Origin of the sequence: Nonomuraea sp. NPDC049486 (assembly GCF_040676925.1) — a bacterium.
In the GTDB taxonomy this organism is placed as follows: Bacteria; Actinomycetota; Actinomycetes; order Streptosporangiales; family Streptosporangiaceae; genus Nonomuraea; species Nonomuraea ferruginea.
On the sequence record NZ_JBFAPV010000003.1, the window covers coordinates 657,871 to 676,621 of the forward strand.

General features: G+C 74.0%; 15 protein-coding genes. 7 read left to right on the forward strand and 8 right to left on the reverse strand.

From position 1 onward, the window contains the following. Nucleotides 1-43: 43 nt before the first annotated feature. Complete coding sequence (locus AB0K05_RS11875) at nt 44-1,384, reverse strand: pentapeptide repeat-containing protein (RefSeq protein WP_364228692.1); 1,341 nt, start codon at nt 1,382-1,384, stop codon at nt 44-46. Between the two features lie 55 nt (nt 1,385-1,439). After that, the gene (locus tag AB0K05_RS11880) at nt 1,440-2,288 is read right to left on the reverse strand and encodes an aldo/keto reductase (RefSeq protein ID WP_364228694.1); all 849 of its coding nucleotides are present in this window, start codon (nt 2,286-2,288) and stop codon (nt 1,440-1,442) included. Nucleotides 2,289-2,415: 127 nt separating this feature from the next. Between AB0K05_RS11880 and AB0K05_RS11885 the strand changes: the two genes are divergently transcribed. Further along, nucleotides 2,416-3,483, forward strand: coding sequence for a C45 family peptidase (locus AB0K05_RS11885; RefSeq protein ID WP_364228696.1), 1,068 nt, complete (start codon nt 2,416-2,418; stop codon nt 3,481-3,483). Between the two features lie 6 nt (nt 3,484-3,489). Here AB0K05_RS11885 and AB0K05_RS11890 read toward each other — a convergent pair whose 3' ends face one another. Beyond that, complete coding sequence (locus AB0K05_RS11890; protein WP_364228698.1) at nt 3,490-4,653, reverse strand: acyl-CoA dehydrogenase family protein; 1,164 nt, start codon at nt 4,651-4,653, stop codon at nt 3,490-3,492. Nucleotides 4,654-4,722: 69 nt separating this feature from the next. Between AB0K05_RS11890 and AB0K05_RS11895 the strand changes: the two genes are divergently transcribed. The 6 genes from AB0K05_RS11895 to AB0K05_RS11920 all read left to right on the forward strand — a co-directional run bounded on the left by AB0K05_RS11895 (nt 4,723) and on the right by AB0K05_RS11920 (nt 13,188). Further along, complete coding sequence (locus AB0K05_RS11895) at nt 4,723-6,156, forward strand: aldehyde dehydrogenase family protein (protein WP_364228700.1); 1,434 nt, start codon at nt 4,723-4,725, stop codon at nt 6,154-6,156. Then, entirely contained in the window at nt 6,153-7,340 is a 1,188-nt protein-coding gene (locus AB0K05_RS11900; RefSeq protein WP_364228702.1) for a CoA transferase, read from the forward strand. The genes AB0K05_RS11895 and AB0K05_RS11900 overlap by 4 nt, the downstream gene beginning before the upstream one ends. Before the next feature lie 28 nt (nt 7,341-7,368). Beyond that, nucleotides 7,369-8,028 carry a GntR family transcriptional regulator gene (locus tag AB0K05_RS11905; protein ID WP_219545256.1) on the forward strand — a complete coding sequence of 220 codons (660 nt, stop codon included), beginning with the start codon at nt 7,369-7,371 and terminating at the stop codon, nt 8,026-8,028. 79 nt (nt 8,029-8,107) lie between these two features. Beyond that, complete coding sequence (locus tag AB0K05_RS11910) at nt 8,108-9,694, forward strand: serine/threonine-protein kinase (RefSeq protein WP_364228704.1); 1,587 nt, start codon at nt 8,108-8,110, stop codon at nt 9,692-9,694. Nucleotides 9,695-9,806: 112 nt separating this feature from the next. Further along, a complete protein-coding gene (locus tag AB0K05_RS11915) occupies nt 9,807-10,514 on the forward strand; it encodes a thermonuclease family protein (RefSeq protein WP_271275036.1) in 708 nt (235 codons plus the stop codon). A 64-nt stretch (nt 10,515-10,578) separates the two neighbouring features. Next, nucleotides 10,579-13,188 (forward strand): hypothetical protein, encoded by a 2,610-nt coding sequence (locus AB0K05_RS11920; RefSeq protein WP_271275035.1) that lies wholly within the window; start codon nt 10,579-10,581, stop codon nt 13,186-13,188. A 154-nt stretch (nt 13,189-13,342) separates the two neighbouring features. Here AB0K05_RS11920 and AB0K05_RS11925 read toward each other — a convergent pair whose 3' ends face one another. The 5 genes from AB0K05_RS11925 to AB0K05_RS11945 all read right to left on the reverse strand — a co-directional run bounded on the left by AB0K05_RS11925 (nt 13,343) and on the right by AB0K05_RS11945 (nt 18,719). Further along, entirely contained in the window at nt 13,343-14,527 is a 1,185-nt protein-coding gene (locus AB0K05_RS11925) for a PAS domain-containing sensor histidine kinase (RefSeq protein ID WP_364228707.1), read from the reverse strand. Nucleotides 14,528-14,591: 64 nt separating this feature from the next. Then, nucleotides 14,592-15,788: a cytochrome P450 gene (locus AB0K05_RS11930; protein WP_364228709.1), complete on the reverse strand. Its 1,197-nt coding sequence runs from the start codon at nt 15,786-15,788 to the stop codon at nt 14,592-14,594. A gap of 165 nt (nt 15,789-15,953) precedes the next feature. After that, a complete protein-coding gene (locus tag AB0K05_RS11935; protein ID WP_148033191.1) occupies nt 15,954-16,151 on the reverse strand; it encodes a ferredoxin in 198 nt (65 codons plus the stop codon). A gap of 24 nt (nt 16,152-16,175) precedes the next feature. Beyond that, nucleotides 16,176-17,381 carry a cytochrome P450 gene (locus tag AB0K05_RS11940; protein WP_364228711.1) on the reverse strand — a complete coding sequence of 402 codons (1,206 nt, stop codon included), beginning with the start codon at nt 17,379-17,381 and terminating at the stop codon, nt 16,176-16,178. A 45-nt stretch (nt 17,382-17,426) separates the two neighbouring features. Beyond that, a complete protein-coding gene (locus AB0K05_RS11945; RefSeq protein ID WP_364228713.1) occupies nt 17,427-18,719 on the reverse strand; it encodes an FAD-dependent oxidoreductase in 1,293 nt (430 codons plus the stop codon). Nucleotides 18,720-18,751: the final 32 nt, after the last annotated feature.

Consider the following 18,751-nt stretch of genomic DNA (forward strand, 5'->3'; position numbering starts at 1 on the left):
CGCGAGGCCGCGTCAGGCGAGGCGACGGTCAGGAGAGGCGGCGTCAGGCGAGGCGGCGGATCAGCCTGCCGTCCGCCTCGCGCCGCCAGCCGGACGGCAGCCGTGCTCCGTCGGCCGCCAGGGCGCCGGTGAGATCCAGCCCGACGAGCTTCACCACGGTCAGGTCCACCCCGTCCAGCCGGGCGCCGGCGAGCCGGGCTCCCGACAGGTTGGCGTCGGTGAGCCGACACCCGGTCAGGTCCGCCCGGCACAGGGAGGCGTCGCTGGCGACGGCGTCACTGAGCACGGCCCCCGACATGACGGCCCCGTCGGCGCGGGCCCCGGGCAGAGCCGCTCGCGCCAGCACGGCGCCCGTCAGGTCGGCGTCCTCCATGACCGCGCCGCTGAGGTCGGCCCCGGTGAGATCGGCGCCGGTCAGGTCGGCTCCCGACAGATCCGCGGCCGCCAGGCACGCCCCACGGGCGACGGCCTGCGCGCAGCGGGCCCGGCGCAGGCGAGCGCTGCCCAGGTCGGCATCCACGAGCTCGGCGTGCGGCAGCCCGGCGTCGGTGAGGTCGGCCGTACGCAGCGACGCGCGCGCCAGCTTCGCCCCGTCGAGGCGCGCTCCGCCGAGCCTGGCCCCGCCCAGGTCGGCGCCGGCCAGGTCCGCGCCCGCCAGATCGGCTCGCCGGAGGTCGGCTCCGGTGAGGGTGACGCCGGTCAGATCGGCCCCCGCCAGGTTCGCGTCCGCGAGGTCCAGACGGTCGAGCCGCGCGCCGGACAGCTTCACAGGCCCTCTGTCGGCGTCGGCCTTCCTGCGCACCAGGACCGTCACCGCCGCCTGCAGGTCCAGGGGCGGCTCGCCGGAACACGCCTGTGAGGCGCGCCGGACGAAGGCCGCCAGCGCCTCCATGACGGCCGGGTGGTCACGGGCGGAGTCCTGGGCGATGCGCTCCAGTGAGTGGATGCCACCGAGGCGGATGTCGACGGCGTCGCTGCCGAGCTGGTCGATCGCGCGCATGAACCGATCGGTCATCTGCGCGCTCTCGCTCTGTTCGAGCGTCCGCCTGGTGGTCTCCGTCTGCTCCCGGGCCTGCAGGGTGGCCAGTTCCAGGGTGCGCCGGTTGAGCTCGCTCTGCTGCCGGGCCAGGGTGAAGTTGCGGGCGGTGTAGACGAAGCCGCCGACGGCCAGAAGGCCGAGCACGACCTGGATGATCCGGCCCCTGGCCGCGTCTCTGGCCAGGCGTAACTCCTTGGCCCGGTCCGCCTCCGCGACGCCCTGCACGTCATGCTCGGCGATCATGTCGGTGAGCGGCCAGAACAGGAACACCGACACGGCGATGACGGCCGAGCATCCGAGCACGATCGCGATGCCACCCCATACGGCGCGCTTCCGATTGTCCACGATCTGTACGGTAGATGCTCGCCCCCGCGCAGCGCGGGAACCGGCCGCCGCGGGTTCAGCCGAGGCGGGCGAGTTCCTCCTCGGTGAGCTCCAGCGTCGCGGCGGCGGCGGAGTCGCGGATGGACTCCGGACGGCTCGCGCCGGGGATCGGGATGACGACCGGGCTGCGGGCCAGTTCCCAGGCGAGGCAGACCCGCTGCGGGGAGACGCCGCGTGCCTCTCCGATCTCCGCGAAGGCGTCGCGCAGCTCGCCGGTGCGGCCGATGCCGCCGAGCGGCGACCAGGGCAGGAAGGCGAGGCCGAGCTCGGCGCACACGTCGATCTCCGGCTCGCTGGAGCGGAAGCGCGGCGAGTACTGGTTCTGCACGCTCGCCAGGCGGTCGCCCAGGATGGCGTGGGCGAGCCTGATCTGCTCCGGGTTCGCGTTCGAGATCCCGGCCAGCTCGATCTTGCCGGCGTCGTGCAGGTCCTTCAGCGCGCCGATCGTGTCCTCGTACGGGACCTTCGGGTCGGGCCGGTGGTGCTGGTAGAGCCCGATGCTCTCCACGCCCAGGGCCTTCAGCGACCGGTCGCAGGCCCGCTTGAGGTGCTCGGGGCGGCCGTCGACGTCCCAGCCGCCGCCGGGCGTGCGCACGTGGCCGCCCTTGGTCGCCACCAGCACGTCGCCGGTGTCGCCGGACCACAGCGACAGGGCGCGGGCGACCAGCCGCTCGTTGTGGCCGGGGTCGTCGTGCGAGGGCGTGTAGGCGTCGGCCGTGTCGATCAGCGTCAGCCCGGCGTCCAGCGCGGCGAGCAGCGTGCGGACCGACTGGTCCTCGTCGGGCATGTGCCCGGCCACCGACATGGGCATCGCGCCGAGCCCGATGGCGCTCACCCGGCGGTTTCCGATGGTACGTGTCTGCATGGGACCAGCTTGTCGCCTGGAGCGCGCTCCAGGTCAACCGGGGGGTGGCCCCGGGTGGTGGCCTTCCGTGCGCGGGTGCGTACGGTACAGACATGTGCAAGCCGAGCCAGGGCGCGACGGACCGGTCATGACCTTTCCCTCCTTCACCTCCACCGAGACCGAGCCGCGCGCCCGTGGCGCGGAGCTCGGCGCCCGCCTGCGCGGCGCCGTCGCCGCCAACCTCGCCGGCTACAACGCCCTGTTCGCGGCCGCCGGGGCCACCGACGAGCAGGTGCGCGCCTGGGGCGAGCGGGCGCTGGAGCGCGCCGCCGGCTGGGCGCCCCACCTGGCCGACGAGATCGCCGGCGTCGCGGCCGGCGCGGGGCTGGAGCCGTGGCAGGTCGCCGTGGTCAACGCCCGCACCGAGATCCTGGCCGCGCTCGACGTGGCGGGCCGGGGGGAGTGCTCGACCTCGGTCGTGCTGCCCGGCGGCGGCCTGCCCCCGCGCACGGTGCAGACCTGGGACTGGCTCGGCCACCTGCGCGACGCGCCCGTGCTGTGGGCGTACGAGGCCCGCCCCGGGCACGGCGTGCGCACGTTCACCGAGGCGGGGGCGCTGGCCAAGATCGGGGTGAACACGGCGGGCCTGGGCGTCCACTTCAACATCCTGCGCCACGGCGCCGACGGGGCCGATCCCGGCGTGCCCGTCCACCTGATCGCCCGCCGCATCCTGGACGAGGCCGCCACCGTCGAGGAGGCCGCCGACCTCGCCCGCTCCGCCACGGTCTCGGCCTCGACCGTCATCACGGCCGTGACCGCCGGCGGGGCCGGGGCGATCGAGATCTCCCCGGCGGGCGTGGCCGTGGTGCCGCCCGGCCCCGGCGGGGTGCTGCTGCACTGCAACCACTTCCTCGATCCCGCGCTGGCGGAGGGGGAACGGCTCGGCGCCGAGGAGCCCGGCACGTACGCCCGTCTGCGTCATCTGCGCGACCACGCCGCGGAGCTGGGCGGCGAGGACGTCACCGGGCGGGCGCTGGCCATGCTGAGCCACGCGCCCGGCGGGGCGCCCGTGTGCGCCCACCCGGACCCGGCGCTGCCGCTCGGCGAGCGGTGGGAGACGCTCGCGACCATCGGGCTGGACGTGACCGCCGGGCGGCTGCTGGTGCACCAGGGCGGGCCCTGCCAGGTCACCGGGACGACCTGGCAGGTCTTCTGACGGTTGTCAGGCGAACGCGGCGATCCCGGTGAGCGCCTTGCCCAGCACCAGCGTGTGGATCTCCGAGGTGCCCTCGTAGGTCAGCACCGACTCCAGGTTCACCGAGTGCCTGATCACCGGGTACTCCAGGGTGACGCCGCTGGCGCCGAGCAGCGTGCGGCACTTCCTGGCGATGTCGATGGCCTCGCGGACGTTGTTCAGCTTGCCGGCGCTCACCTGCTCGGGGGTGAGCGTGCCGGCCTCCTTCAGCCGCCCGAGATGCACCGCGAGGAGCAGGCCCTTGCCCAGCTCCAGCGCCATGTCGGCGAGCTTCTCCTGGGTGAGCTGGAACGACGAGAGCGGCCTGGCGAACACCTCGCGTTCGGCCGCGTACGCGATCGCCGTCTCCAGGCAGTCGAGCGCCGCGCCCATCGAGCCGAAGATGATCCCGAAGCGCGCCTCGTTCAGGCAGCCGAGCGGCCCGCGCAGCCCTCTGGCCTCGGGGAGCATCGCGTCGGCGGGCAGCCGGACGCCGTCGAGCACCAGCTCGCTGGTCACGCTGGCGCGCAGCGAGATCTTGTGCTTGACGTCGTTGACCGTGAAGCCGGGCGTGCCCGCCGGGACCAGGAAGCCGCGGATGCCGTCGTCCGTCTGGGCCCAGACGACCGCCACGTCGGCGACCGATCCGTTGGTGATCCACAGCTTGGTGCCGTTCAGCACCCAGTCGCCGCCGTCGCGCTTGGCGTTGGTGCGCATCCGCGCCGGGTCGGAGCCGAAGTCCGGCTCGGTGAGGCCGAAGCAGCCGATGAGCTCGCCGGCCGCCATGCCGGGCAGCCACCGCTGCTTCTGCTCCTCGCTGCCGTACTTCCAGATCGCGTACATGGCCAGCGAGCCCTGCACCGACACCAGGCTGCGCAACCCGGAGTCGGCTCCTTCCAGCTCCAGACAGGCCAGCCCGTACGAGACCGCGCCCATGCCCGCGCAGCCGTAGCCGTCGAGGTGCATGCCGAGGACGCCGGTCCCGCCGAGCGTGCGGGCCACCTCCCTGACGGGCAGCTCCCCGGCCTCGAACCAGTCCGCGACGTGCGGCCGGATCTCCCGGTCGCACACGCGCCTGACCGTGTTCCTGATCTCGCGCTCCTCCTCGGTCAGCAGCGTGTCGAGGGCGAACAGGGCGGTGGGGGAGATCATCCTTCGAGTCCTCCGTATTTTGGATCCAATATTGAAAATCCAATATGCCACAGTTAGGGTGCTTTGCCTATGGACGTTCTGAATCTCATCGGCGGCCGCTGGGTCGAGGGGGACGGCGCGGAGTTCGCCTCCGCCAACCCCGCCAGGCCCGCCGAAGTGGTGGCGCGCGGGCGGTTCGCCTTGCCCGCCGAGGTGGAGCGGGCGGTGGCCGCCGCCCGCGAGGCCGCGCCCGGCTGGGCCGCCACCCCGCACCACGCCCGCGCCGCCGTGCTCACCGCCGCCGCCGGCCTCATCGACGACAGCGCCGACGCGTGGGGCGCCGAGCTGGCCCGCGAGGAGGGCAAGACGCTGCCCGAGGCCGTCGCCGAGGTACGGGGCGCGGCCCGCATCCTGCGCTACTACGCGGGCGAGGCCGACCGGGAGAGCGGCGAGGTCTACGCCTCCCCGCGGCCGGGCGAGAACGTGCTCGTCGTCCGCAAGCCGATCGGCGTCGCCGGGATGATCACCCCGTTCAACTTCCCGATCGCCATCCCGGCCTGGAAGATCGCCCCCGCGCTCAGCTACGGCAACACCGTCGTGTGGAAGCCGTCCTCGCTGGTGCCGCTGCTGGCCTACCGGCTGGCGCGGGCGCTGACCGACGCCGGGCTGCCCGGCGGCGTGCTCAACCTCGTCCACGGCGAGGGCGACGCCGGCTCGGCCATCGTGGACCACCCCGGCGTGGACGCGGTGTCGTTCACCGGCTCCACCGCGGTCGGCCGCGCCGTCATCGCCCGCTGCGGCGAGCTGGGCAAGCCCGTGCAGACCGAGATGGGCGGCAAGAACGCCTCGATCGTGCTCGCCGACGCCGACCTCGACCACGCCGCCGAGCAGGTGTGCCTGGGCGCGTTCCGGTCCACCGGCCAGAAGTGCACGGCCACCTCGCGGCTCATCGTGGCCGACCAGGTCGCCGACGAGCTGCTCGAACGGGTCGCCGACCGCGCCGGGCGCCTCGTCGTCGGCGACCCGCTCGAACCGGGCGTCGAGATGGGCCCCCTGGTCAGCTCGGCCGCCCGCGACCGGGTGACGGCCGGCGTGGCGCGCGCCGTGGCCGAGGGCGCCGAGCCGCTGGCCGGCGGCGAGCCGCTGGACCGCGACGGCTGGTTCACGCCGCCGACCGTGCTCGGCCTGCCGGGCACCGGGGTCGACTTCTGGCGCACCGAGCTGTTCGGGCCGGTCGTCGGCGCGGTGCGGGCGTCCGGCGCCGAGGAGGCGCTCGCGCTGGCCGATCTCAGCGACCACGGCCTGTCCGCCGCCGTCTTCACCAGGGACCTCGGCGTCGCGCTGTCGGCCGTCGACCGGCTGGAGGTCGGCGTCCTGCACGTCAACTCCGAGTCGGCGGGCACCTTCCCGCACGTGCCGTTCGGCGGGGCCAAGCAGAGCGGCTTCGGGCCCAAGGAGCAGGGCCGGGCGGCCAGGGAGTTCTACACCCGGACGGTGACGGTCTACCTGGGAGCGCCGGCATGACCGCGCTGGACGGGCTGCTCGTCGCCGACTTCAGCCGGGTGCTGGCCGGGCCGTACGCCACCATGCTGCTCGCCGACCTCGGGGCCGAGGTGGTCAAGGTGGAACGGCCCGGCGCGGGCGACGACACCCGCCACTGGGGCCCGCCCTACGCCCCCGGCGGCGAGGCCACGTACTATCTCGCGGTCAACCGCAACAAGCGGTCGATCGCGCTCGACCTGCGCGACGAGGCGGACCTGGAGGTCGCGCGGGCGCTGGCGGCCCGCGCCGACGTGGTCGTGGACAACTTCAAGCCGGGCACCATGGAGCGGCTCGGCCTCGGCCACGAGACGCTGCGGGCGCTCAACCCCGGGCTGGTCTCCTGCTCGGTCACCGGGTTCGGGTCGGGCGAGGGGGCCGCGCTGCCCGGCTACGACCTGATCGCGCAGGCCGTCGGCGGGCTGATGAGCGTCACCGGCGAGCCCGGCGGCGAGGGCACGAAGGCGGGCGTGGCCGTGGTCGACGTGATCACCGGCCTGCACGCCGCGCTCGGCATCCTCGCGGCCCTGCGCCACCGCGACCGCACCGGCGAGGGCCAGCACGTCGAGGTCTCGCTGCTGTCCTCGGTGCTGTCGGCGCTGGCCAACCACTCCTCCGCGTACGCCGCCGCCGGGGTCGTGCCGCGGGCCATGGGCAACCGGCATCCGAGCGTCGTCCCGTACGAGGTGTTCCAGGCCGCCGACCGGCCGATCGTCATCGCGGCCGGGAACGACCGGCAGTTCGTGGCGCTCTGTGAGGTGCTGGAGCGGCCCGACCTCGCCGGGGACGCCGGATACGCCACCAACGCCGGCCGGGTCGCCGCCCGCGACCGGCTCGTGGACGAGCTGAACAAGGCGCTCGCGGCGCGCACCGCCGACGAGTGGTTCGAGCTGCTGACCGCCGCCGGGGTGCCGTGCGGGCCGATCAACGACCTGGCCGCCGCGTTCGCCCTCGCCGGCGAACTCGGCCTGGAGCCCAAGGTGGAGATCGACGGCGTGGGCCAGGTCGCCAACCCCATCCGCCTCGGCGCCACCCCGCCCGCCTACCGCCTGCCGCCCCCTGCGCTCGGACAGGACGGGGATTGGGTTCGTGGGATACTAATGGGAAACCTGCTAAATGGACTGCCGCTGCGGTCTGAAGCCGGGGACGACCATGGGGCGGCAGGCTGATGAGCAGGTTTCCCATTAGCCTGGAGGGATGAGTGCGGATGAGGCGCGGCGCAGGCCGCCGACGGCCCAGCAGTTCGTGCTGGGCGAGCTGCGCCGTGCCATCACCACCGGCCGCCTGCGACCCGGCGCCCCGATCAGGCAGGACGCGCTGGCCGAGGAGCTCCAGGTCAGCCGCGTCCCGCTGCGCGAGGCGCTGAAGACGCTCCAGGGCGAGGGCCTGGTCCGCTACGAGGCCCACCGGGGCTACTCGGTCGAGACGCTCTCGCTCGACGACCTGCGCGAGGTCTACCGCATCCGCGAGCTGCTGGAGGAGGAGGCCGTGCGCCGCGCGGTGGCCCGGCTCGCCGACGCCGACCTCGACCGGCTGCGGGCCGCGCAGGACGACGTCGAGCGGGCCGCCGACGCGGGCGACGTGCTCGCCATGGCCACCGCCAACCGGCTCTTCCACATGACGCTGTTCGACTGCGCGGGCATGCCCCGGCTGTCCCGCCTGATCAGGACGTTGTGGGACACCACCGACGCCTACCGGTCGATGTACTACGGCGGCCCGGCCAACCGCGAGCGGGTCGTCAAGGAGCACCGCGCCACCCTCGACGCGCTCCGCCGCCGCGACGCCGACGAGGCCGTGGCCACCCTGACGGTCCACCGCGCGCACGCGGTCGCCGAGCTGGAGTCCCTGCTGTCCTGACCTGCGAAGGGACGCGCGCGCACCGTTCTTCGCTTACTGTGCATCTCGGACAGCTCGACACGGAGGATGACGTCGGTCAATGAGCACGCAGGCGCAGGAGCAACTCGGCCCGTACCGGGTGATCGAGAAGATCGGCGAGGGCGGCATGGGCGTCGTGCACCTCGGCCTCGACGGGGCGGGCCACAAGGTCGCGATCAAGGTGCTGCACCCGCACGTGGCCGCCGATCTCAAGGCCCGCGACCGGCTCTTCCGCGAGGTCGACGCGATGCGGCGGGTGCGCAGCCGGTACGTCGCCGAGGTGGTCGGCGCGGAGCTCACGAGCGGGCAGCCGTTCGTGGTGACCCGGTTCGTCCCCGGCCGCACGCTGGAAGAGACCGTGCTGACCCAGGGGCCGCTGGAGGCCCGCGAGGTCATCAGGCTCGCCCTCGGGCTGTGCCGGGCGCTGGTCGACATCCACGCGGCCGGCGTGATCCACCGCGACCTCAAGCCCTCCAACGTCATGCTGTCCGGCGGCGAGCCGCTGGTCATCGACTTCGGCATCGCGCACCTGGTGGACGCGGTCAGGCTGACGCGGACGGGCATGTTCGTCGGCACGCCCGGCTACCTGGCCCCGGAGATCATCCGCGGCACGCAGATCACCCAGGCGGCCGACGTGCACGCGCTGGCCTCGACGGTGTTCTTCGCCGCCACGGGGCTGCCGCCGTTCGGGACGGGGACGTTCGAGGCGGTCTGCTACAACACGATGGAAGGGCGGGCGCAGCTCGACCGGGCCCCGGCCTGGCTGCGCGGCTGGCTGAGCCGGGCGCTGGAGATCGACCCGGTGGCCCGGCCCCGCGCGGGAGAGCTGCTGCGGATGGCCGAGGCGCTCGATCCGGCGGGCGGCACGGACCGCACCCGAGTCATGGACCCCGCCTCCGCGTCGGGTCACTCCTCCTCTGCGGCCTCCGCGGCCCCCGCCTCCACTGCCAGGCTCGCCTCTTCGTCGGGCCCCGTCTCCTCGTCCGGCCCCGTCTCCTCGTCCGGCCCCGTCTCCTCGTCCGGCCCCGCCGCCCGGGCGGGCATCGGTCCGTACGGGAAGACCGTGTCCGACCTGCTGCCGCCTGTCGAGTACGCGGCGAGCGCGCCGGAGGAGGGCGGTCCACGGAAATGGCCGCGTCTCCGGTCTGCGGAGCGCCGCCCGTCGCCGTCCCCGTCTCAGCCGTTCGACCTCCGGAGGTTCCTGGCCGGCAGCGACTTCGTCGGCGTGCTCATCCTCGTGACGCTGGTGTCGATGACCGTCATCATGCCGGTCGCCGTGGGCCTGGCGATGGCGGCGCTCGCGCTGGCGCTGCGCGCCGGCGACCACTTCCTCGACGAGCACCGGCAGCCGCTGGTCAGGGCCGCGCTCGTGGCGCTCGGCCACACGCTCCTGGCGCTGGCGTTCGGCATGGCCGCCGCGGTCTTCCTGCACTGGGCCGGCCCGCTGAGCGCCGGCCACGTGGACTCCCTGGCCGCGGGCGCGTTCACGCTGGGCCTGTTCGTGCTGCCGGGCGCGGGCGCGGTGCGGCGGGCCGCCTCGCGGATCCTCGCCCGCCTGCTGCCCGGTCACCGCGCGACCGTGATGTCGGCGGCCGTGATGGGACCGATCGCGCTGATCTCGCTGATCGCCCTCGTGATCCCGGGGTAGCGACCGCTGACCGGCCAGGTCAATGTGAGTCAAGCGCACATTTCTGTACACCCTCCGCTTTCCATATGCGTCTATATCCCGTTCAGTCCTGCTGTTCACGGGAGACGCATCGATGCACATCCGTTCCCTGGCCGGGGCCGTCACCGCCGTGGCCGCGATCCTGTCCGTGGGCGTCGCCGCACCGGCGACCGCCGCGGACCGGCCGTCAGGCCTGCCCAAGGGCGCCATCGCCACGAAGGTGGTCAAGATCGTCGACGGGGACACGATCGACGTCATGCGCAAGGGGAAGAAGATCCGGGTCCGGCTCCTGGAGGTCGACACCCCCGAACGGGGCCAGTGCTGGTTCCAGACGGCGACCGACCGGACCGCCGCGCTGCTGCCGCTCGGCAAGACCGCCTACCTCGTACGGGACAAGGACCCGAAGGACCGGTACGGCCGCTGGCTCTACTACGTGTGGAACGCCAAGGGCGTGCACGTCAACCGCAACCTGGTCCGCTACGGCTACGGCAAGGCGGTGCTGTACAAGCCGAACGACCGCTACATCAAAATCATGCGCGCCGAGCAGCGCAAGGCCCAGAAGCAGCGGCTGCGCATCTGGTCGGGCAAGTGCGACAAGGGCGCCGCGCCCACGTCCACGCCGGCCCCCAAGGCCACCAAGACCCCGAAGCCGACGAAGACCCCGAAGCCCGGCACCGACCCGCGCTTCCGCACCTGCGGCGACGCGAACGCCGCCGGCTACGGCCCGTACCAGCGTGGCCGCGACCCCGAGTACGCCTGGTACCAGGACCGCGACGGCGACGGCCTCGTCTGCGAGCGCTGACCCCGCGGGCGAGCCGACCCGGGGCCACCGGGTTCTGTCGGAGACGATCTCTACGGTGTGCGGCATGACGACACACCTCCCCGGCGACGGGGCGTGGCCCCGCGTGCGCAGGGCCATCACCACCGGCGACCCCGCCCTGGTCGCGGACGCCGTGCTGTCCCTCGACGAGGCCGGGCGCCGCGAGGTGGCCGACGGGCTGCCCGGCCACATCGGCGTCGCCAGGAAGGCGGTGACCGAACGCGACCGGCGCCGGGGCGTGTGGACCGACGGCGAGGAATGGATCGAGCCCATGCGGGTCGCCGGCGCGGGCGTGCTCGGCGGTGCGGCGGCCGTCGCGACCTGGCTCTACCGCCGCGACTTCACCCGCTGGCGGCGCCCGCTCGACTCCGGGCCGCTGCTGCGGGTGATCGCCGCACGGCCGCCGCGCTGGCAGGCCGATCTCGCCGCGCGGCTGGCTCTGCGGCTGCGCGGCAGCCGCGCCCAGGCTCGCGACGACAGCGTGCCGCTGGCCCTGGAGCTGCTGCGCCGCTCCGGCGCCGTGCCGCCCGACCACGACCCCCTCACGGTCGCCTGGGTGTCCCAGCCCCCGGACCTGGAGCACGACCCGCTGGCCGGCCACCTCGTGCCCCGGTTGTTCGAGGCCGAGGGCGTGGGCCGGGCGCTGCGCGAGGACAACGTCGACCCGCCCTCCTGGGATGCCAGCCGCCGCACCTGGCTCGGCGCGCTGCGCGACGCGGTCGCGGCCGGCCGGCTCGACCCGGAGCCGCTGGTCGACGGCTGCTTGAGCCGGTTCCTGCGCGGCGGTGACGCCACCGACCTGCGGTTCTTCGCCCGTCTGCACGAGATGTTGGCCCCTGAGCCGAGCGAGCGGCGCGTCCCCGACTACCTGCGGCTGCTGCCCGCCTCGCCGGGCGCGGTGGCGGAGCTGGCGCTGCGGCAGCTCCGCGGCGCCGGCGGGCTGAGCGGCGCGGATCTCGGCGAGGCGGTGGCGGCGCTAATGTTCCGCCCCGAGGGCAAGTTCGTGCGCGCCGGCCTGACCCTGCTCGACCGGGCCGCCCGAGACGCGGCCGGCGACCTCGACGACCTCGCCCCCGCGCTCGCCTCGGCGTTCCTGTGCGAGTCGTACGAGGTACGCGAGCGGGCGGTGCGCCTGGCCGTCAAGCACGCGGCGCGGTTCACGCCCGCCGGGGCCGAGGCCGTGCGCGAGGCCGCGGGCGTGCTGCCCGCGGAGCTGGCGGCGCGGCTGCCGGAGGCGTACGGCGCGGTGGCGGCCGAGCCGGAGCCGGCCGACGACTTCGAGCTCGTGCCGCTGCCGCCGTTCGAGCCGGCGGCCCGTGAGCCGTTCCCGCCGCCGCTCGGCGACCTGACCGCCGCCTACGACAAGGTCGGCGACGGCATCGTCTTCGAACGGTGGCTCGACGGCTTCGTCCGCGACCCGTCCAAGCGGCCCCGCCCCGGCCAGGGCCGGATCTACGAGCGGCCCCACTGGTGCCACTTGGCCGAGTGGACCGAGGCGCTGCTGCGCGAGGCCGCCGACCCCGGGGCGGAACCCCCGGTGCGCCCTCGTGCCGGCCACGCCGCCGAGTGCGACACGGACACCGGCTTCGACCGGCTGCCGGCCCCCGGTCACGTCTCGGCACCCCACTACGCCATGCTGCTGCGCTGCGCCGAGATCCACGCGGCGCTGAAGGCCGGCACGCTGCCGCCGTACCTGCTGGCCACCCCCACCCTGACCTCCGGCCACCTCGACCCCGCCGAGCTGGTGGCGCGTGTCGAGGGGTACGAACGGGCCGGTGCCGAGGCCCTTCCCGCCGACCTGGGGCAGGCGCTCCTGCGGCTGCCGCGCGAGGTGGACCCGGAGGTGATCGACCGCGCCGGGAAGCTCACCTCGGAAGCGGGCGCGACGCTGGCGCGCCGGCTGGCCGCCCGCCCGGAGCCGGAGCTGCGCGTGGACTGGTCCCACGCCAACGGTGACTACACGCACGACCGGCAGCGGGGTGAGCACAGCCCGCGGCTGCGCCCGCGCATCCGGGTCGAGCCGACCGGGCTGGCGCTGGTCGACACGCTGCTGTCCGATCCGCGCCCCTGGACGTTCGAGGACCACGGCCGCTACATGGAGTCCTGGCGGCTGACGCTGCCCTCGGACCGGGAGGCGGTGGCCATGCACCTTCTGCCGCACCTGCTCAACATCTGGGAGCGGCCCGGCTACTTCCACCGCTACGTGGCCGCGCTGTTCTCCCAGGACGGGCCGGTGGGCGAGGCGACCGCGCTGCTGATCGCCGCCCAGGTGGCCGAGCGCGGCCGGGACCTGCTGCTGAGCGCCGCCGCCGCCGGGCTCCTGCCCGCCGTGGAGTGCGGCCGGCAGCTCGGGCTGTGCCTGCGCAGGGACGTGGCCAGAATGAGCGACGTGCGCGCGATCCTGGAGGAGTGCGCCGAACGGGGCGCCCACCGGGAGGTGTGGCAGATCATGACCGGACTGCTGGCGGTCTATCTGCCGGGGCCGGACGAGCGGCCGCACGCCTCACACACCCAGGCGCTCTCGTTCGCGATCGACGCCGCCCGCCGGGCGGGGGCGCGCGGCCCGCTCCCCGCCGCCGAGGAGGCGGCGGCGCGCAAGGGGGCGAGCCGCTTCGTACGGACCGCCCGCGCCCTGCACGCCCAACTCGGCGGATGATCGGCTCAGCCCCGGGCCTGTGCCAGCGGGAGGCGAGGTGACCTGATCGGCTCACTCCTGGGTCTAGGCCAGGAGGAGGTTGAGCACCAGGGCAGTGATCTGATCGGCTCAGCCCCGGGCCTGGGCCGGGGGGAGGCGAGGTGATCTGATCGGCTCAGCTCTGGGCTTGGGCCAGGGGGAGGCGTAGCACCAGGCGGGCGCCGCCGGGGTGGTCGGCGACGTAGAGGTCGCCGCCGTAGGCCTGGGCGATCTCGCGGCCGATCGCCAGGCCGAAGCCGGACCCGCGCGGGTCCTTCGCGCGCGCGTCGGCGCGGCGGTACATGCGGTGGAACACCTTCTCGCGATCCGCCGGCGGGATGCCGGGACCGTCGTCGATGACCTCCAGGAAGGCGGACGGCGGGTCGGCGGTCACGACGATCTCGATCTTGCTCGTGGTGTGCCGCTCGGCATTGGCGACCAGGTTGGACAGGACCCTGGCCAGCCGGACCCGCGAGGCCCGGACCACCACGCCCGGGTCGAGCCGGGTGATCACCTCGCCGCTCGGCGGGTGCTCCTCCAGCTCCTGCACGACCAGCCGGCCCAGGTCGACGCGGTCGGTCGCGGGCGGCGTCGCCGTGTAGAGGCGGGCCAGGGCCAGCAGGTCGCCGACGATGGCGTCGAGCCGCTCGACGTCCCGGTGCAGTTTGCGCAGGGTCGGGTGCATGCCGGCGTCCGACTCGGTGAGCGCGACCTCCAGCTCGGTCATCAGCCCGGTGATCGGGTTGCGCAGGTCGTGGGTGGCGTCGAACAGGAACCGCTGCTGGTGCTCGATGGCCTCGTGCAGCGCCGACACGGTCTGCTGCTCCTGCCGGTACGCCTGTTTCAGCCGGGAGCTGAGCTCCACCAGGTCGCGGGCGCGGCGGTGGATGTGCGGCTCCAGCTCGTCGCCGTCGTCGCGGGCGTCCGGCGCGGCCCTCAGCAGGGGCGTGATGTCCTCGGCCCAGCACATGATCCAGCTCAGCCGCCTCTCCCGGTCGAAGACCGGCACGTGCACCAGGTTCCAGTGGTGCTCCTCCAGCTCGCCCCGCCGCTCGGCGTCGACGTCGTGCCGGACCAGGGGGATGACGTCCACTTCTCCCGTGCTCGCCACCTGCTCCAGCGAGGCGCGCAGGGCTTCCACGAACTTCGGAGGGCTGGCGAACGCGGTCAGGATGGACCGCCCGACGACCTCCTCCCGGGTGCGGCGGGTCGCCCTCAGGCAGGCGTCGTTGACGGCCACGACGACCAGATCCGGCGTCACCACCGTGCACGGCGTCGGAATCGCGTCGAACACCGCCGCGTAGTCGAGCTTGGCCCCCATCGCACATCCCCCTCGACCCCTCCTACCCCGAAAAGGCCGTTGAGGTGCGAAAACGGGGCAACCATCACCAGCGGACCGGCACCCGCTCCAGCCCGCCGACGATCAGGCCCTCACGGCGCTCCAGCTCCCCGGGCGGCACGGCGAGCGCCAGCGACGGCAGCCGCTCCAGCAGCACCTTGAGCACGGTCTGCAGCTCGACGCGGGCCAGCGCCTGGCCCAGGCAGGAATGCGGGCCGACGCCGAAGGTGACGTGCGCGTTCGGCGCGCGGTCCAGCCGCATCTCGCCGGCCTGTTCGAAGCGCCGCTCGTCGCGGTTGGCCGCGGCCAGGCTGCACACCACGGTGGTGCCCTTCGGCAGGGTCTCGCCCGCGACCTCGACCTCCTCGCTGAGGTAGCGCGGCATCCCGAAGCCCGGATTGGCGTCGAAGCGCAGGACCTCCTCCACGGCCGGCGGGATCAGCGACGGGTCGGCCAGCAGCGCCTCCCAGCGGGAGCGGTCGGCCAGCAGCATCGACGCCATCTTGCCGATCATGTTGGCGGTGGTCTCGTGCCCGGCGACCAGCAGGCCCTTGGCCGTGCTCAGCATGAGCCGCTCGGTCAGGCGGCCGTCCAGCCCTTCGACCATCGCGAGCAGCTCGCTGATCAGGTCGTCGCCCGGCCCCGCCCGCTTGGCCTCGACGAGCGCGACGAGATAGGCGTCGAACTCGGCCTGGGCGGCGTCGATCTCGGCGGCGCCGTACCGGGTCATGCTGAGCAGGGTGTCGGACCAGTACGAGAACCGGTCGCGGTCGGTGTCGGGCACGCCGAGCAGGTCGCAGATCGCCCAGACCGGCAGCGGGAACCCGACGCCCGAGACGAGGTCGGCCGGCTGCCCCCGCGCGGCCATCTCCTCGACCAGGTGCCCGGCCATGGCCTCGATCCTGGGCCGCATCGCGGTCACCCGCCTGGCGGTGAACGCCCGGCCGACGAACTGCCGCCAGGCCCGGTGCTCGTCACCGGTCATGGAGCGGCCGAGCGAGCCGAACACGCCCCCGGACTCCTGGGCGGTGGCCCGGGCGGCGTCGGGCGCGTCGAGCTGCCGGGTGAAGCGCGGGTCGGACAGGACCTGCCTGACGTCGTCGTACCGGGTCAGCAGCAGCGCCCGGTCACCGCTCGCCAGCCTGATGGGCGCCACCGGGCAGCTCCGCCGCAGCTCGGCCCACTCCGGCGGCGGCTCCAGCGCGCTGGGATTGCGGAACGGGTAAGCGGGTGGCTCATTCACGTCGATCTCCCTCGGACGACGACTCACCACCCAGGGTCTACCCCGAACACGGGTCAGCCGACGCCCAGCAGGGCGTGGTGCGGCCGTCCGAGTCGGTGGGGGGAGCCGTGCCGGTGACCGCACTCTACAGATCACTGTGCCAACGTCAATAGTTTGTAGCCCTTCCTAGCCCTCCTCGACCTCGATCGCGGCCCCCGGGCACACGGCCGCGGCCTCGCGCACCGCGGCGTGCCGCTCCTCGCCCGGCTCGGAGTCCAGCAGGACGACGATGCCGTCCTCGTCACGCTGGTCGAACACCTCCGGCGCGAGCAGCACGCACTGACCGGCGCCGCAGCAGCTGTCCTCGTCGACGACGACCTTCATGGGATTCCCCTCTCGATTCTCGGATCACCAGCGGACCGGGACCGTGCGCAGGCCGCCGACGGCCAGCCCTTCCACCCGCTCCAGCTCCGCCGCGGGCACGGCCAGCTCCAGCGACGGCAGCTTGCGCAGCAGCACCTGCAGCACGACCTGCAGCTCGGTGCGGGCCAGCGCCTGGCCCAGGCAGGAGTGCGCGCCGGCGCCGAACGCCAGGTGGGGGTTCGGCGTGCGGCCCAGGTCCATCTCGCCTGCCGCGTCGAAGGCGCTCTCGTCGCGGTTGGCCGCCGCCATGCTGCACACCACGGTGGTCCCCTTGGGCAGGTGGACGCCGCTGACCTCGGTCTCGTCGCGCAGGTAGCGCGGCAGGCCGAAGCCGGAGTTGGCGTCCATCCGCAGCGTCTCCTCCACCGCGGTACGGATCAGCGACGGGTCGGCCAGCAGCCGCTCCCACCGCGTCCGGTCGTCCAGCAGCATGGCGACCATCTTGCCGATCATGTTGGCGGTGGTCTCGTGCCCGGCGACCAGCAGCCCCATCCCGGTGACCAGCACCTGGAGATCGGTCAGCCCGCCCTCCTCAGGGCCGCCCGCCGCGAGCAGCTCGCTCAGCACGTCGTCGCCCGGCTCGGCCCGCTTCGCCGCGAGATGGTCGGACATGTACTGGAAGAACTCGCCCTGGGCGGCGTCGATCTCGGCCTTGTCGTAACGGGTCAGGTTGAGCAGCGTGTCGGACCAGTACGCGAACCGCTCCCGGTCCTCCGCTGGCACGCCCAGGATGTCGCAGATCACGTACACCGGCAGCGGGAACCCCAGCGCGGCCCGCAGGTCGCCGGGCGCGCCGCGCTTCACCATGTCGTCGATGAGCTCCTCGGCCATCGCCGCCATCGACGGCCGCAGGGCGGCCATCCGCTTGGCGGTGAACCACCGGCCGACCAGGCGCCGCCAGTGCAGGTGCTCCTCGCCGCCGTCGGGGATGATCTGCGCCATCTCGCTGTTGAACAGCCCGCCGTCGTCGGTGGCCGACAGCCGGGCCGCGTCGGGCGCGGTGAGCAGGCGGGTGAAACGCGGGTCGGCGAGCACCTGCTTGACGTCCGCGTACCTGGTCAGCAGCGTCGCCTGGTCGCCGCTGGGCAGCTTCACGTGGGCCACCGGGCACTCGCCGCGCAGCTCGGCCCACTCCGCGGGCGGCTCCAGCGCCGCCTCGCTGGGGATGGGGTAGCTCAGGTCCTGCTTCATTCGTCATCTCCTCCGTACGGATGATTCATCAGGACGAGCCGGTCGTCAGGCGAGCGCGCGCTGCCTCAGCAGACGCGCCTGCTTGGCCATGTTCCAGCCGAGCACCCCCGTGACCCGCCCGCCCTCGCGGTAGAGGGCGGCGAAGCGGCGCTCCGACGGGTCGCCTTCGGCGACGCTCAGCTCGGCCTCCGGCGACGGCAGCCCGTGCGTCTGGATCTTGACGTCGTACTGGTCGGTCCAGAAGTACGGGATCGGCACGTACGGGCGATCGGCGCCGAGCAGGTTGGCCGCGACGACCTGGGCCTGCTCGGTGGCGTTCGTCCGGTTCTCCAGCCGCAGCCTCCTGTGGAGCCCTTCGTGCCAGAAGGAGGCCACGTCGCCCACGGCGTAGACCCCGTCGGCGGCGCGGCAGCGCGCGTCGCACGCCACCCCGTCACCCAGCACCAGCCCACTGCCCTCCAGCCAGCCGGTGGCGGGCCGGCACCCGACGGCCACCACGACCGCCTCTGCGGGCAGCAACTCCCCGGTCATCAGCCGCACCCCGCTGACCCGCCCGCCGTCCACCGGCCCGCCGGTCGTCGGCCCGCCGTCCATCGGCCCGCTGGTTGTCGGCCCGCCGTCCGCCGGCCTGCCACGTACCGGCCCGCCAGTCGCCGGCTTGTCGTTCACCGGCCCGCTGGTCGCTGGTTTGTCGCTCACGAAGCCGGAGACCTCGGCGCCGAGTCGCAGGCGGACGCCGCGTTCGGCGTGCAGCCGGGTGAGCATGCCGCCGACCTCGGCGCCGACCTGCTCGCCCAGCAGGGTGTGCCCCATCCCGGCGAGGGTGACGTCCAGGCCCAGGCCGCGGGCGGTGGCGGCGACCTCGGCCCCCAGCACCCCTTCGCCCACGACCACCAGCCGAGGGCCTTCCGCCAGGTGCGCGCGCAGGGCGACGGCGTCGTCCATGCCGCGCAGTACATGCACACCCGAGAGCCCGTCCTGGCCAGGCAACCGGGCGGGGGCCAGGCCGGTGGCGATCACCACGGCGTCCGCGCGACGCACACGCCCGGACCCGTCGGTGACGGCCCGCGCCTCCGCGTCGAACGCGGCGGCGGGCTCGCCCAGGATCAGCTCGGCGTCCAGGGCCTCCAGCTTCGCCACGTCACGCAACTGGGCCCGGGACGGCTCCCACTCGCCGGCCAGGACCTGCTTCGACAGCGGCGGCCGGTCGTAGGGGAGCCGGGCCTCGGCGTCCAGCAGCGTCAGCCGTCCTCCGTAGCCGAGCCGCCGCAGGGCCTCCGCCGTGCTCAGCCCGGCAGCCGACGCGCCGACGATCAGGATGCTCCGGGGGGTGGTCACGGGACACACGTCCGCATATGGCGATCCTTCCG